This is a genomic window from Bradyrhizobium sp. AZCC 1719 (genome assembly GCF_036924525.1).
Taxonomy (GTDB): domain Bacteria; phylum Pseudomonadota; class Alphaproteobacteria; order Rhizobiales; family Xanthobacteraceae; genus Bradyrhizobium.
The window spans coordinates 2,225,262-2,239,418 of sequence record NZ_JAZHRU010000001.1 but is presented as its reverse complement, the minus strand read 5'-3'; the positions used below and the strand labels follow the sequence as shown (position 1 = coordinate 2,239,418).

General features: G+C 61.8%; 12 protein-coding genes. 3 read left to right on the top strand and 9 right to left on the bottom strand.

Annotation, left to right across the window (positions count from 1 at the left end; genetic code table 11):
* Window positions 1–119: 119 nt before the first annotated feature.
* Both V1292_RS10590 and V1292_RS10585 read right to left on the bottom strand, forming a co-directional pair.
* The gene (locus V1292_RS10590) at window positions 120–2,582 is read right to left on the bottom strand and encodes an arsenate reductase (azurin) large subunit (RefSeq protein ID WP_334372344.1); all 2,463 of its coding nucleotides are present in this window, start codon (window positions 2,580–2,582) and stop codon (window positions 120–122) included.
* Window positions 2,583–2,597: 15 nt separating this feature from the next.
* Window positions 2,598–3,119, bottom strand: coding sequence for an arsenate reductase (azurin) small subunit (locus V1292_RS10585; RefSeq protein WP_334372342.1), 522 nt, complete (start codon window positions 3,117–3,119; stop codon window positions 2,598–2,600).
* A gap of 226 nt (window positions 3,120–3,345) precedes the next feature.
* On the opposite strand from V1292_RS10585, the gene V1292_RS10580 reads away from it, so the two are divergent.
* Window positions 3,346–3,816, top strand: coding sequence for an ArsR/SmtB family transcription factor (locus V1292_RS10580; RefSeq protein WP_334372340.1), 471 nt, complete (start codon window positions 3,346–3,348; stop codon window positions 3,814–3,816).
* A gap of 10 nt (window positions 3,817–3,826) precedes the next feature.
* On the opposite strand, the gene V1292_RS10575 is transcribed toward V1292_RS10580, so the two are convergent.
* The 4 genes from V1292_RS10575 to V1292_RS10560 form a co-directional block, all read right to left on the bottom strand.
* Window positions 3,827–5,128: an ATP-binding protein gene (locus V1292_RS10575; protein WP_334372338.1), complete on the bottom strand. Its 1,302-nt coding sequence runs from the start codon at window positions 5,126–5,128 to the stop codon at window positions 3,827–3,829.
* A 46-nt stretch (window positions 5,129–5,174) separates the two neighbouring features.
* Window positions 5,175–6,233 carry a lysylphosphatidylglycerol synthase domain-containing protein gene (locus tag V1292_RS10570; RefSeq protein WP_334372337.1) on the bottom strand — a complete coding sequence of 353 codons (1,059 nt, stop codon included), beginning with the start codon at window positions 6,231–6,233 and terminating at the stop codon, window positions 5,175–5,177.
* Between the two features lie 277 nt (window positions 6,234–6,510).
* On the bottom strand, window positions 6,511–6,807 hold the full coding sequence (locus V1292_RS10565; RefSeq protein ID WP_334372336.1) for a hypothetical protein: 297 nt from the start codon (window positions 6,805–6,807) through the stop codon (window positions 6,511–6,513).
* 2 nt (window positions 6,808–6,809) lie between these two features.
* Window positions 6,810–8,204: an OmpA family protein gene (locus V1292_RS10560; RefSeq protein WP_334372335.1), complete on the bottom strand. Its 1,395-nt coding sequence runs from the start codon at window positions 8,202–8,204 to the stop codon at window positions 6,810–6,812.
* A 168-nt stretch (window positions 8,205–8,372) separates the two neighbouring features.
* On the opposite strand from V1292_RS10560, the gene V1292_RS10555 reads away from it, so the two are divergent.
* Both V1292_RS10555 and V1292_RS10550 read left to right on the top strand, forming a co-directional pair.
* Window positions 8,373–9,431, top strand: a complete 1,059-nt coding sequence (locus V1292_RS10555) for a polysaccharide deacetylase family protein (RefSeq protein ID WP_334372334.1) — start codon at window positions 8,373–8,375, stop codon at window positions 9,429–9,431.
* A gap of 260 nt (window positions 9,432–9,691) precedes the next feature.
* Complete coding sequence (locus V1292_RS10550; RefSeq protein ID WP_334372333.1) at window positions 9,692–10,492, top strand: SDR family oxidoreductase; 801 nt, start codon at window positions 9,692–9,694, stop codon at window positions 10,490–10,492.
* A gap of 180 nt (window positions 10,493–10,672) precedes the next feature.
* Here the strand turns inward: V1292_RS10550 and V1292_RS10545 are convergent, their stop codons facing one another.
* The 3 genes from V1292_RS10545 to boxB all read right to left on the bottom strand — a co-directional run bounded on the left by V1292_RS10545 (window position 10,673) and on the right by boxB (window position 14,081).
* The gene (locus V1292_RS10545) at window positions 10,673–11,956 is read right to left on the bottom strand and encodes a hypothetical protein (RefSeq protein ID WP_334372332.1); all 1,284 of its coding nucleotides are present in this window, start codon (window positions 11,954–11,956) and stop codon (window positions 10,673–10,675) included.
* Between the two features lie 375 nt (window positions 11,957–12,331).
* A complete protein-coding gene (locus tag V1292_RS10540; protein ID WP_334372330.1) occupies window positions 12,332–12,616 on the bottom strand; it encodes a hypothetical protein in 285 nt (94 codons plus the stop codon).
* Between the two features lie 28 nt (window positions 12,617–12,644).
* Window positions 12,645–14,081: a benzoyl-CoA 2,3-epoxidase subunit BoxB gene (gene boxB / locus V1292_RS10535; RefSeq protein WP_334376995.1), complete on the bottom strand. Its 1,437-nt coding sequence runs from the start codon at window positions 14,079–14,081 to the stop codon at window positions 12,645–12,647.
* Window positions 14,082–14,157: the final 76 nt, after the last annotated feature.

Genomic DNA, 14,157 nt, shown 5'->3' with positions numbered 1-14,157 from the left:
CATCTCGGAGCAACAGGCTTGCAGGAGCACCGCTTCGTCTGGTTAGGACGCAGTCTGGATACTCACGGTCGCTACCCTGTTAGCGACCGTGCTTTGATCTCGGAATCAACATCGAAATTCTAGGCCGTGTAGTCGAGCGACTTAAAGCTGAGATGCTTGACGCCTTCCGGCGCGTCGGCGAGCTTGCGAATGCTTCCCCATGTCTGCTTGTAATTGGGGATGATGAATTCGTTCACGCCGTCCGATACCACGTTGCCTTGCACGCCGGTCGGATAAGCGAACAGCATAAAGGTTTGCTTCGGCTTGGCAGTCGTCGTGGGATAGACCATAGCCTGCGTCGAGCCGTTGTCGTTGTAGACTTCAACGAGATCCCCCTGTTTGAGCTTGAGCTCCTCCATGTCCTTCGGGTTCATCTGGATGTAGGGATACGGCATCTGGTCCATGACGAACTCGTTGTCCTGGTCGAGATACGCGTTCTGCCAGATAACATTGGCGCGGCCATTATTGATGAGGAACGGGAATTTCTTGTTCTCGGCTTCCTTGCCCGGCGCTTGCAAGCCACGCCATGCCGTTTCCATGAACTTGGCCTTGCCGTCCTTCGTACCGAACTTTCCATCGGTGAACAGTCGCTTGGTGCCAATGATCTTGTCGTCCTTGAAATCGACGGCGGGTTCCTGGAAACCGTTGGTACCCACCGCGCGCAGGCGCTCATAGGTAACGAACTGGCCGCCCTTTTCATGCTTGTGATAACCATCCATGAAGGCGTCCTCTTCGGTTTTCCAATCGAAGCCCTTGAAGCGGTCGGCGATATCGGCCTTGCCTTGCTCACGCAGCACCCGCTCCATGTGGTTGGCGATGCGCGCCGCGATCAGGCAATCGGCCATCGCCTGCCCTGGCGGATCCATGTATTTCTCGGTGAGGCGCATGCGCCGCTCGCCATTCATTGAAGTAAGATTGGCTTCTCCCGATGTGGCTGCCGGCAGCCACACGTGGCACGCTTCACCGATCTTGGTTGGCACGATGTCGACGTCGACCGCGAAGAGTCCGCCCTTCTTGATCGCCCCGACAATGGCATTGATCATGGCGGGCCGGTCCCCATAGGGAGCGGTCATCATTGCGTCCTTCACCATGTCAGTGCGCTTCTTGTAGCTCTGCTTGAATTTGAAGGCGTTCAGCGTCGTCTTGTAATGGTCGCATCCCCAGATGTGATGCACGCCGCCCTTGCCTTCCATCAAGAGCTTATCGACGTAGGCGGCGGGCCGGCCGACATGGGCATCCGCAGGCCGCGAATAGCCTTCCTGGTGGCCACCCATGCGGACGCAACCGCCCCCGGGGCGCCCGACATTTCCGGTCGCCAGTGCGACGTTTACCAGCGCGCCGTTGGTCCGGTAATTGTCGTTGCCCCAGATCAGTCCCTTTTCGTACGCAAACATCGTTCGACGACGGGCGTTGCCTGGCTTGGGCTGCGCGATCCATTCTGCCGATTTGCGAATTTGATCAGCGCTTAAGCCAGTGATCTTGGCAGCGTCCTCCAGGCTGATCTTGTTCGCAGCCTTCATCTGCTCGAAGTTGGCTGTCGACGCATCAATGAAGGCCTTGTCGAGCCAGCCCTTCTCCGCGATATAGGTCATCCAGGCATTGAACAGAGCCAGGTCCGTACCGGAATTGATCGCCAGATGCATGACGTTGTCTTTGCCGGCTTCGACTTCGCAGGCATTGACCGTCACTGTCCGACGTGGATCGACGATGATGACTTTTGCCCGATCTACCGGCTCCGCACCAAACTGTGCCTTCTTCTTGTCAAGCGAAGCTCCGCGCAGGTTCGGCACCCAGTGATTGAGGAAGTAGTTGGTCTGCGTTTCCAGGGCATTGGTCCCGACCGCCACGATCGTATCTGCAAGTTCGGCATCTTCGTAGCAGTTGTTGAGCTCGCCCACGCCCATGTCGCGGGTTGCGTGGACTTCGGAATTGTAGGCCGGCCGGTTGTGGATGCGGATGTTCTTGATCTTCATCGCCCCAAAATAGAGTTTGCCCGTACCCCAGGTGTTTTCGTAACCACCGCCTGCACCGCCGTGGTCGAAAGCTGAGACGAATATTCCATCTTCGCCCATATCGTTCATTACGGCCACGGTAACCCGCGCCACCAGATCGAGTGCGTCGTCCCAGCCTGTGGGCTGCATTTGCCCGTAGCGCCAGACCATGGGATCGGTAAGGCGCTGAAGTTGCGTGTTGCGCTGCTGCGAATAGCTCATCTCCGCCATGCGCGCGCCCCGCACTGACCCCAATCCTGAATTCACAACGCAGTTCTTGTCCGGCTTGATGACGATGTGAACGTCCTGGCCGTTCTGGCGAACGACGTTGTACATCGAGGGTGCGTACCATGCGTCAGTTTCGGCAGGCTGCTGCTTGGCTAGATCGGTGCCGAATTTATTCTGCCCCGGAGCCACGCCGCCCTGTTTGTTGGCGGGCCAGGTGTAGGCCTTGTAGCCGCATCCCACGATGCAGTAATGGCAGGTAACGTTGAATTCCTTGGCGTCCGCGGGGATGATTGGGAGCCGATCGATTTGACGCTTGTAGGCCATGAACGTTTCTCCCCCTCAGAGCACATTGGAAAGACGGCCGTAGAGCAGCTCATCCACGCCTTCGGCGTAGATGTCACCCTTGTCGTCCACACGAAGCACGTATTGCGGGAGATTCTGCGTTGCCTGGCCCCAGGCCTGCTGGCCGCCAGCCTCGCAGTCGAAGCGTGAGTAATGCCCTGGGCAGTTCATCGTTTTGTCGGCCGCATTGTAGCTGAGCGGAAATCCCTTGTGCGGGCATACGATCGAGAAGCCCACGATGTCGCCATCCGCACCGACGCCGCCCGGTACTTTCTTGCCGAGCTTCAAAAGTACGCCCGGCGCATCTCCGTCGGGATAAGAGACGTTCACCGGCTCGTTAAGCTTGAGATCACCGATATTGGCGAGCCGGTTTGAGGGATAGTCGACGCGCGCGGCGGGCGGGGCGGCTTTGACTTGCGTCGAAACGATTGTGGTGGCGGCTGCACCGGCGGCGGCAAGACCTGCGCCGCCCAGGAATTTTCGGCGGCCGACATCGACCATGCGATCGCATCGCGACATGGTAATTCACTCCTCGGCTACGCCGATACGCCTATCGGCGGGTTTCCTCGGTCAGCCGGTAACGCCTACCGGCTGATGCCTCGTGGGACCTTTCTCGCTTTTGGCACGAAGCCAAAAACCCATCTGTCGAGACATCTCGACATATTCAATAATGGAATTGTTCTAGCCTGTCACCAGACCAGTCGGTAAAAGTTTAAGATTCCGACTCGTTCGAAAGCAGGAAGCAATGCGCAAATCCATGCTGGCTGCCGCAAGTCACGCCAGCTTCGTCCCCACCGGCAGCCAACTGACCGAACCCCACGCCATCTCCGCGCTCGCTGCGCTGGCGCAGCCGACACGTCTTGCTATCTTCAAGCTGCTGATCAAACACGAACCAGTTGGCATTACGGCAGGCGTGATCGCCGAAACGATCGGTGCACCGCACAATACGCTCTCCACGCATCTGGCCATTTTGGTGCGGGCGGGATTGCTGCGCGCGGCCCGGGATGGTCGCACCATAGTTTACCGCTCGGATGTCGAGGGAATGCAGTCGCTTCTCCAATTCCTGGTCAACGATTGCTGCAATGGTCATCCCGAGCTTTGCAACATGTTTGATGGACCGACTGAGGGCGCTTGCTGCGCACCTTCATCAAGCAAGGCCGCAGGCCGGAGGAAGGCAAAAAGGATGCAATCGGCGACCCGCGCCCGAAAGAGGTAATCGCTGGATCTCAGGCTTCGGGCCTCGGCTTCGCCGGGGGAAAACAGGCGGTAAAGGTGGCGCCGTTTTTCGGCACGCTTTCGATCAACAGCCGGCCGCGATGGCGGTTAACAATGTGTTTCACCAAGGATAAACCGAGCCCGGTACCACCCTGCGCGCGGCTGTCGCCGACATCGACCCGGTAGAAGCGTTCGGTCAGCCGCGGCAGATGCTCGGGCGCAATGCCCGGGCCGAAATCGCGGACCGTGACGCGCACTTCCGGCGCGCCCTCTCCCGAGGCGACCTGATTCAGCGAGACGATCACCCTCCCGCCGGACGCGCCATATTTGAGCGCGTTCTCGATCAGGTTCTCGAACAGCCGCAGCAGTTCCTCGCGATCGCCCGCAATCGCGACCGGCGTCTCCGGCAGATCGATCTCGATCGCGACCTGGCGTTCCCTGGCCAACGGCTCCAGCCCGTCGGCGACCTGACGAATGATCGGCACGATATCGACACAAGCTTCCGGGCGGACATGCGCCGACAGCTCGACCCGCGACAGCGACAGCAGGTCGTCGATCAGCCGCGCCATCCGCGTTGCCTGCGCATGCATGATGGAGAGAAAGCGCTCGCGCGCCTTGGCATCATCCTTGGCCGGGCCCTGCAGCGTATCGATGAAACCCGATAAGGCGGCGAGCGGCGTGCGCAGCTCATGGCTGGCATTGGCGACGAAATCGGCGCGCATTTCCTCGACCCGCCGTAGCGGCGTCTGGTCATGGAAGGTCATCAGCATGCATCGTTCGGTGCCGCCGAACAGCGTCGGCACCGGCACCGGGGTGATGACCAGTTCCATCCAGCGGTCGACCGGCACCTGATCGAGATAGTTGGCGCGGCGCGGCTCGCTGGTGGCGATCGCCTCGCGCAATGCGGTGATGATCTCGGGAGAGCGCAGCGCGAACTGGGCGAGTTCGTTCTTGCGCAGCGCTGGCGCGAGCTGGGCGGCTGCCGCATTGAGATGAATGACGCGGCCGGCGCGGTCGAGCAGCACGGCCGGGTCCGGCATGCCGGCAACGACCGCGCTGACGGCAGCGGATTCAACCGGACTGACGGCGCGGACATCCTCGCGGGAACCGACGGTATCATGCAGCCGCCACGGCACCAGCGCTGCGGCGGCAATGCAGATGAAGACCGCTACCGCACGCGCCAGCGAGAGATCGGCCAACAGCACCAGCGCGCACAGCGCCAGCCCGGCGGCCAACAGGATGATGGCCGAATGCCGCAACCGGTCCGGCCACGGTGCAAAGAAGGAGGAGGAGTTCGAATCGTCTATCGCCATGGACGCAGGCTTTCCTTCCGCTATTCGCGAGGCGCCCGCCACATCATCAGGCGCCGGTGTCTCCACGCTCGCGCACGTAGACGGGGGCCTCATGCCTCGGCTCGGGGTCGGCGGCAGACGCCAACTGGCGCAGGCGCTTCGATCGCGCGCCGATGATAATCTCCCGAAGCGTCAGCAAGATTACAGATATGACAAAAGGGCCGATATAATAGAGGACACGGAACAGCAGCATGCCAGCGAGCAGTTCCTCCCGGTCCATCTGCCAGAGGCCGACCAGCATGGCGGCATCGAAGACGCCGAGCCCGCCCGGCGAATGGCTGGCGAATCCCAACAGCGTGGCCGAGACGAAGATGACCGCGACGACGACAAAGCCGATATCGGGCTCGTCCGGCACCAGCATGTACATCGCCAGCGCACAGAAGCCGAGATCGACGATGCCGATGGCGATCTGCAGTAGCGTCAGCGGGCCGCCCGGCAGGGTGACCGTCCACGGTCCGCGGCCGACCCCGCGCGGCTGGGCCCAGACCCAGGCGACATAGCCGACCAGGGCGATGATGATTCCGAACGCCGCAACGCGGTTGAGCCAGGCCGGAAGTTGATCGATCGAGGCGGCGGCTTCCGGGTGGTAGGCGATGCCCAGTCCCAATACCGCGGCATTGCCGAGCCAGAAGGTGAGTCCGGCCAGGAAGCAGATCTTGGCGACGTCGATCGCGTTCAACCCCCAGGCCGAATAAATCCGGTAGCGCACCGCGCCGCCGGTGAAGACGCTGGCGCCGACATTGTGCCCGATCGAATAGGAGGTGAATGCAGCCAGCGCGTTGATGCGGTAGGGTATGTGGTGCTGGCCGATGGCGTGGACGGCGAACCAATCATAGAAGGTCAGCGTGAAATAGCCTGCCGCCACGAACAGGGCCGCCAGCGCGATCCGGCGCGGCTCGGTGCCCTTGATGGCGTCGATCACCTCGTTGGTGTCGATGCCGCGGAGCATGTGATAGAGCACGTAGCACGCAACGGCGATGACCGTGATGCTGATAAGGACCCCGAGCTTATGCAGGACCTGTTTCTGGCGCAGAAACGAAGTTGCCCTGCGTATTGCTTCCAGCATCTACACCTCGAATTGCGCTTCTGCGACGACGGCAATGGCGCGAACCCCGCCGCCGCTACGCGGCTCCCTTGCCCCTCTGGTAGCGCGTTTTGGGCCGGAGTGGAATTCGTCTGACGACAATAAAACGCGCTTCTTCAACATATTAGGCGAAGTTGATGACGGCGGTAGCACAGTTTTTCTGCATTCCCGCCGCCCGATGGGAGTTTCGGACCATAGCCGGGACCGGTCAACAACCCGTGACGATGACGGCGGTGATGCTGGCCGGCTCATGATGCAGTCAGGCCGGCGGTGCAGTGCGCGAGACCACCCAGTTGCGCAACAATGATCCGATCGCACAACCGCAGAGATAGAGTGCGAACATGATCAGGCCGAGATCGAGCCAGTAGCCGAAACGGCCGGGCACAATGCGCGCGAGCGCGGCTGCGACCAGCGCCGCGACCAAAGCCGAAAGCGCCCACCGCCATTTCCGCGAGATGCCTTCGCCGTGCTGAACCACGGATATCCAGCCCATGCCGAAGCCGAGCAGCACCGATGCCAGGAGCCAGCCCCAGTAGAATGTGGTCAGATAGGCCATGCTCACTTCACCACGAAATCGATACGGCGGTTCTGCGCCTTGCCCTGGTCGCTCTCGTTACCCGCAATCGGCTGCGTCGAGCCGTAGCCGACCGCACTGAACCGGTTGGCGGGTAATCCCGCCTTGACCAGATAGTCGGCGACCGCCTGCGCGCGCCTCTCGGACAGCGCCTGGTTGGCCGCCTCGTCGCCGTCGGTATCGGTATGTCCGGCGATCTCGATATTGGCGGCCGGACAGCGCAACGCGGTTTCGATCAGGCGATCGAGCAGACCGGCGGAATCGGCGACGATGTCGGCCTTGCCGGATTCGAAGCGGATCCGGGCCTTGCCGAGCAGTTCGGTAAATAATTGTTGGCAGACCGTCGCATCCACCGGCGCCGCGGCCGGCTTGACCGAGATTTCCGGCTTGAACTGCCAGCCCTGCGGAAAGTCCTTGCCGAGGCCGGCGCGGATCTGACTGGCGGCGGCTTCATAGAGCGCATCACCCGACAGCTTCACCTCGCGGTCGGAGACGACGAGCGTACCGGTCGACAGCCGCGACAGCGCGCCGAGCGCGGGTACCACCGCGTTGGCGAAGCCTGCGGGCGCGCCGATGCTCGTCTTGAGGTTATCGACGACTTTTTCGCTGAAGAACTTGCGCCCCGCCGCCGCCACCAGCGCGGCGTGGACGTTGTTGTCGGGCACGTTGCCGGTCAGCGTCAGCGTTACCGCGACGGGATCCTTGTAGGCCTGGAAAATGTAAGGCGGTGCCTTGACCTCGTTGGACGCGATCGAAAAGCCCTCGGGCAGATTTTTCAGCGCGGCGGCAATCGCTTCGCGGCCGCCGAGTTCGCGTGCCATGCCGGACAGGCTGACCGTGGTGTCCGACAGCGTGATCTTGCCGTCCTTCAGCTTGCCGATCTGGTCGATCAGCAACAGCGCGGCATTGTCGAAACGAGGCGGCGCCCCGCGCGCAAGAGTCGTCCGGTCGACCACCTCGACACCGCCGAGGCTGGCGCGAGCCGCCTCCATCAGCCGGCCCTTGCTCGCCGGCAGGGGCGAACTGCCCGATAGCGTTACCCGGACCACGTCGCGTTCAGCCGACCAGACGAACGGCCTGGCTTCGGGAACGAGCCGGGTTGCGTCGTTAACCAAACGCACGCCCGGCACCGCTTCCACCGAAGCCACCGCACTCTGCCGGCCGTCTTCCGAGAATGCGTCTGCGGCCAGGGTCACGTCGCGGCCTTCGACCGAGATCCGCCGCTTATCGAGGATGGTGCCCTTGAGGGCCGCCGCCGAACGCTGCGCCAGGTCGATTTCCAGCGGTTCGGTGCTCGTCCACGCCGCGATAGCCCAACAGACGACCAGCGGAATGACACCCGGCCACCATTTGCTACTCCACTTGAAAAGTCCGCGCATTCGAGTTCCCGCCGGGTCCGGAACGGAGAGAAAACAAACCCTTGCGGGGCTGTCAAACCCGAAATGTCGCAGGCGCGAAAGGAGACGGAAATCGGTCCGGCTAACAGTTTCTTCAGCCGTCTGTCGCTAGTTTCGTCCCCGTAATTAACCGGGCAGCCCTGCATCTCGATGAAACTGCTTCGCAACACCGTCATTCGGGCCGGGCTGGAAGCGCTGTACTTCTCCGGAGCGCACCACCTGCTGCGACCAATCTTCGCAGGAGTCGGCATCATTTTCATGCTGCACCACGTCCGTCCGCGCCGCGATGGCGAGTTTCAGCCCAATCATCATCTCGAAGTCGAGCCGGAGTTCTTGCGCGCGATGCTCGCGCATCTTCGCGCGCTCGACGTCGACATCGTCACCATGGACGAGGTGCATCAGCGACTCCAGAAGCGGAATTTCGCGCGGCGCTTTGCCTGCTTCACCCTCGACGACGGCTATCGTGACAACCGCGATTGCGCTTTGCCGGTGATGCGTGAGTTTGACGCGCCCCTCACCGTTTACGTCACGAGCGATTTCGCCGAAGGCGCCGGAAGGTTATGGTGGGTCGCGCTCGAAAAGGCGATCGCCAACACTACCTCGATCGAAGTCCCGATCGGCGGCACAGCAATCCGCCTCGATACCTCGACGCCGGCAGCCAAGCAGGCCGCCTTTGACCGCGTGCACGACTGGCTGCGTCGACTGCCGGGCGAGCACGACCTGCAGCGCGAAATCTCCGCGCTATGCACGCGCCATGATGTCGACGAGTCTCTCATCGCCCGCGATCTCTGCATGTCCTGGGAGGAATTGAAGGCGTTCGCGGACGATTCCTTGGTGACGATCGGCGCGCATACGATCACGCATTGCAATCTGGCGCGGCAGAGCGAAGAGACCGTTTGGCTCGAACTGACCGAAAGCCGCGCGCGGATCGAAGCCAAGTTGCAGCGGCCGGTGCTTCATCTCGCCTATCCCTATGGCGACCGGATCGCCGCGGGCCAGCGCGAATTCGCCCTGGCGAAGGCGGCGGGATTCAAGACGGCAGTCACGACGCGGCCGGGCATGATCTTCCCCGAAAGCGCCGGCCACATGACCGCGCTGCAGCGGGTCTCCCTCAACGGCAACTACCAGGACGCACGGATCATCCCGGTCCTGACCTCCGGCGCTGCCACCGCGATGTGGAACGGCTTTCGCCGCATCGACGCGGCGTAGTCCTTACTTCCCTTCTCCCCTTGTGGGAGAAGGTGGATCGCTGGCGCGAAGCGGCAGCGAGACGGATGAGGGGTTCTTTCCGCGGAGAGAACCCCTCATCCGGCGCCGTAGCCGATGCGAAGCATCGGCGTTCTAAGAGACGGCGGCCAAAGGCCGCCTATGCCACCTTCTCCCACAAGGGGAGAAGGAAGAATGGCGCCTTCCTTGACTCGCTCTGCTCCCACGCCCAAAACCTCCGGCAAAGCAAATGGAGGAACGCAATGTTCAAGAATCTTTTCTCGCTCAACGGCCGCGTCGCGCTGGTGACAGGCGGCTCGCGCGGCATCGGCAAGATGATCGCGGCCGGATTTCTCGCGCAGGGCGCGGCGAAGGTTTACATCACCGCGCGCAAGGCAGGTCCCTGCGAGGCGACCGCCAAAGAACTCACCGCCGCCTATGACGGCGAATGCATCGCGCTGCCGATCGACATCTCGACCGTCGAAGGCTGCGAAAAGCTGGCATCCGAAATCATCAAGCTGGAGCCGAAGCTCGACATCCTCGTCAACAATGCCGGCGCGGCGTGGGGCGCGGAATTCGACGAATTCCCGGAAAGCGGCTGGGACAAGGTGATGAACCTCAACGTCAAGTCGCTGTTCTTCCTGACCAAGGCGCTGGCGAAACCGCTGCGCGCGGCGGCCTCGCCCGATCGTCCCGCCAAGGTGATCAACATCGCCTCCATCGACGGCATCTTCGTCAACCCGACGGAGACCTATTCCTATGCCGCAAGCAAGGCTGCGGTGATCCACCTGACGCGGCGCATGGCGGCCAAGCTGATCAAGGACAATATCAATGTCACCGCGATCGCGCCGGGCGCCTTCGCATCGGACATGAACCGCGCCGCGCGCGACCAGGCCGACGCGGTGGCAAAACGCGTTCCGGCGCGGCGCATCGGCACCGATGAGGACATGGCGGGTGTGGCGATCTACCTCGCCTCGCGGGCCGGCGACTATGTAGTCGGCAACACGATCGCGGTCGACGGCGGCGTGGTGTATGCGACCGCGGGGAGTGAGATTGCGGGGTAGTGTGGCGGACGCACCGCTGGCTGTCATACCCCGCGAAGGCGGGGTATCCAGTACGCCGCGGCCTCAATTGGTTGACCACGGTGTTTCTGTGATTGAGGCCAGTGTCGACTGGATCACCCGCCTTCGCGGGTGACAGCTTTTGTTGGAAGCGCGGATTGCGCTTTGAGCGCCTTACCGGACTCAAACCCGTCGCGTCAACGCCTTCAGTTTCGTCCAGGCGTCGGCTTCAGGGAAACCCAGGGCGCGGAAACGCGGTGGATAGAGATGGTCGACTGGCTCGAACAAATGGCCGACCATGTCCATCGCTTCGGACCATGTGACATCGGCAACGTCTTCAGAGCCATTCTGCGCCACTCCGGTCTTGGGATCGATGGTCTGCCTGACAAAGCTGAGGCGTTCAGCCTGCGGCAAGAGCGTACCGCTGGTGCCCGAGGCCAGAACTGTAATGCTGATGACCGAAGCCGCCCGATCCTGTTTCTGGAAGGCCAGAAGTTCGGAAACTGCAATGTCCAACCCCTGATTCAGGTAATATTGATCCAGCATTTGTTTTTGAGATGCGTAATCGGCTGTCGCCTGACGCAGCGCAATCAGTCGCTGACGGTCAGCATTAGCGGTGCCCGGTTCGAAACGAAATTCTGACCAGCGATCGCCGGCCCATTGCAAGATCATCGATGAGCAGAAATTTGGCGTCTGACCTGCCGTCTCGGACATCTCCAGCAGCGTGATCAGCCCCGGCAGATTGGCGCTTCCGGTCAGATAGAAGACGTTCCGGCCTGGAACGAGCGCGACGGGAGCACCTTCGATAGGCGGCAAGGCGTAGTCCTTGCCGGGCTCCAGCAGAAGCAACGCGGATTGATGATCCTGGAAGTTGTTACAGCCGAAGACACCGTTCCCGACAGGCTCGAAAACAACCGCCGGCATTCTCGCGCGGAAATTCGACATCGCTTTCGACATCGCGTCTTCAATGGGAAGACCGGCGAACGCCAGATTGTCACGTGCCATCGGCGCCATCGTCAGGGGCATGTCGCGAACGACACAGGCTGCAAGGTCGGCTGCGAATGGAAGCCAGGCGATCTCGGTGGTCGCATCAGCCGGCGCTCCGTCGATCCAATGCTGCAGCAGCGCGTTTCCAATCAATGCACGGGGACGAATGCCGGGCATCAGTTGATCGGGAAGCGCCTCCGGCGAGATGTCTGCATGTTTCGGGGACTCGTCAATCGATCGAACAAACCTCGCGACTGCCTCCGCACGGCCCTGCTGGTCGAGCGGCAGCCAGGCGGCAAAGAGATTGTGGAGATTGACGTTCCTCCCGTCGGTGAACTGGAAGCTACGCGCCTGAGGGTCGTAGCTCGCCGGCACACAGTTCTGCCGCTTGCATTCCTCGATGAATTCGATGGTGCATTGATCGTATGGATCGACTTCGGCCTGTTTCCCGAACAAATTCTTCTTGATCCAGCCAAACATTCAAAGGTCCCCGATGGCCACCACGTCTACTGGAGCGAGAATAGTGGCCCTACCGCTCCTCATAAGGGAACGGCTGCCTTCTTGAAAGAACCCTGAATGTTTTCACGCATATTTTGCGCCAGCTCCGGCCGCCTCGTTGGCGTTGGTCGTCATCGCTGTCGACGGCGGGGTAGTCTATGCGACCGCGGGAAGTGAGATCGCAGGGTAGATCCGCAGCCCCGAAGCCAACGTCGTCCCGGCCTAGTGGCGCAATTGCGCACGGGCGCCGGGACCCATACCGCGTGATCCATCAATAACGCACGATAGCAGACGCCGTGCCAAAACAACGACGGCCGGTGGTTATGGGCCCCGGCTCAAGGCCGGGGCGACGTAGAATTACGGCTCGTCCTTATCATATTCGACATCAGCCTTCGGCGCGTTGGGCAGTTCGCGCTCCAGCGCTTCGCGATAGCGCACGCAGCCGCGCAGGAATTTCGGCCAAGGCGGGACAGCCACTTCGGGCGTGACGCGCTCGGGCAACAGGCCCCAGAGATCGGGATGATGCCAGCAGAGGTCGTGACCGGTGCTGTCGCGGTGCGCGCGGATGCCTGCTCTGAGGCGCTTCACCTCCGCGACCAATTGGTCGCGGCTTAGTTGTTCGAGGTCGCGGTCGGGGTCCATGTTACTGCTCCCCGATTGCGGGGCGGGTTCAGGTTTCGATCTTCACGTACTCGAAATCGCCGGGCTTGTTGTCGATGCCGACTTTCGGCGGCGAGATCCAGGAGGCGTACTGGCCGGCTTCGGTGACCGGCTTCATCAGCGAGGCGATGAAGTCGCCGTCCTGCGACGAAGGCAACCATTCGCCCTTGCGTTGGTTCCAGGTGGCATCGTCGATCAGGACGCCGTCGGGCGTGGCATGGACGTCCTTGAACTCGCCGATCTGTCGGTGGAACGCGACGTTCGGCAGGGTCAGCTTGTACTGATAGCCCGCGGTCGAGATCACCTTGTTCCAGCGCAGCATGCCCTTGACGCAATCCTGCGTGTAGTCGTCGCGCAGCCGCATGTTGAGCGCGGTCAGCGCCGGCTCGTCGACCCGCGTGATCACGCCGTCGACCAGCTTGAGCACCGGATAGGTGGCGTTCTTGAGCTGGTGGTCGTCGTCGATCTGGGTTTCCTTGTAACGGCCCTTGATGCCGGCATTGAAGGCATTCGCCGCGTTGGTCGAGACTTCCGAACCAAAGAGATCGAGCGACAGCGAATAGTGCAGGTTCAGCTTCTTCTGGATGGTCGGCAGGTCGATCACGCCGAGCGCGCGGACCTTGGCGACATCGGTCGGATCGGTGATGCCGGCCGCCTTCATCGCCTCGCAGGTGCGCTGCACGACGCGGCTGATGCCGGTCTCGCCGACGAACATGTGATGCGCCTCTTCGGTCAGCATGAAGCGGCAGGTGCGCGACAGCGGATCGAAGCCGGATTGCGCCAGCGAGTGCAACTGCATCTTGCCGTCGCGGTCGGTGAAATAGGTGAACATGAAGAACGACAGCCAGTCCGGCGTCGCCTCATTGAAGGCACCGAGCATGCGCGGGGAATCCGCATCGCCCGAGCGGCGGCGCAACAAATCGTCGGCCTCCTCGCGGCCGTCGCGGCCGAAATATTTCTGCAGGAGATAGACCATCGCCCAGAGATGGCGGCCTTCCTCGACATTGACCTGGAACAGGTTGCGCAGGTCGTAGAGCGAGGGCGCGGTCTTGCCGAGATGGCGCTGCTGCTCGACGGAGGCTGGCTCAGTGTCGCCCTGGATCACGATCAGGCGGCGCAGCGTGGCGCGATGTTCGCCGGGGACCTCCTGCCAGGCCGGCTTGCCGTAATTCTCGCCAAAGGGAATGACGCGGTTCTCTTCCTGGGGAGCAAGAAGGATACCCCAGCGATATTCCGGCATCTTGACGTAGTCGAACTTGGCCCAACCGCGCGGATCGACCGAATAGGCGGTGCGCAAGTAAACCAGCGACTGCTGAAAACCTTCCGGCCCCATGTCGCCCCACCAGTCCATATAACCGGGATGCCAGCCTTCCAGCGCCTTCAGCACCTGGCGGTCTTCGCTGAGATTGACGTTGTTGGGGATTTTGGTCGAATAGTCGACGTTCATGTAGTTCATTGGGGCCTCCCGTGTTTCGGTCTCGTGTCCCGGACGCGGTGCAGCGTTCTTCACGATGCACCGCAGA

What these genes read in the sequence shown, in the direction of transcription:
- V1292_RS10590 (WP_334372344.1), bottom strand. Translation starts at nt 2,582, where the DNA reads ATGGCCTACAAGCGTCAAATCGATCGGCTCCCAATCATCCCCGCGGAC.
- V1292_RS10585 (WP_334372342.1), bottom strand. Translation starts at nt 3,119, where the DNA reads ATGTCGCGATGCGATCGCATGGTCGATGTCGGCCGCCGAAAATTCCTG.
- V1292_RS10580 (WP_334372340.1), top strand. Translation starts at nt 3,346, where the DNA reads ATGCGCAAATCCATGCTGGCTGCCGCAAGTCACGCCAGCTTCGTCCCC.
- V1292_RS10575 (WP_334372338.1), bottom strand. Translation starts at nt 5,128, where the DNA reads ATGGCGATAGACGATTCGAACTCCTCCTCCTTCTTTGCACCGTGGCCG.
- V1292_RS10570 (WP_334372337.1), bottom strand. Translation starts at nt 6,233, where the DNA reads ATGCTGGAAGCAATACGCAGGGCAACTTCGTTTCTGCGCCAGAAACAG.
- V1292_RS10565 (WP_334372336.1), bottom strand. Translation starts at nt 6,807, where the DNA reads ATGGCCTATCTGACCACATTCTACTGGGGCTGGCTCCTGGCATCGGTG.
- V1292_RS10560 (WP_334372335.1), bottom strand. Translation starts at nt 8,204, where the DNA reads ATGCGCGGACTTTTCAAGTGGAGTAGCAAATGGTGGCCGGGTGTCATT.
- V1292_RS10555 (WP_334372334.1), top strand. Translation starts at nt 8,373, where the DNA reads ATGAAACTGCTTCGCAACACCGTCATTCGGGCCGGGCTGGAAGCGCTG.
- V1292_RS10550 (WP_334372333.1), top strand. Translation starts at nt 9,692, where the DNA reads ATGTTCAAGAATCTTTTCTCGCTCAACGGCCGCGTCGCGCTGGTGACA.
- V1292_RS10545 (WP_334372332.1), bottom strand. Translation starts at nt 11,956, where the DNA reads ATGTTTGGCTGGATCAAGAAGAATTTGTTCGGGAAACAGGCCGAAGTC.
- V1292_RS10540 (WP_334372330.1), bottom strand. Translation starts at nt 12,616, where the DNA reads ATGGACCCCGACCGCGACCTCGAACAACTAAGCCGCGACCAATTGGTC.
- boxB (WP_334376995.1), bottom strand. Translation starts at nt 14,081, where the DNA reads ATGAACGTCGACTATTCGACCAAAATCCCCAACAACGTCAATCTCAGC.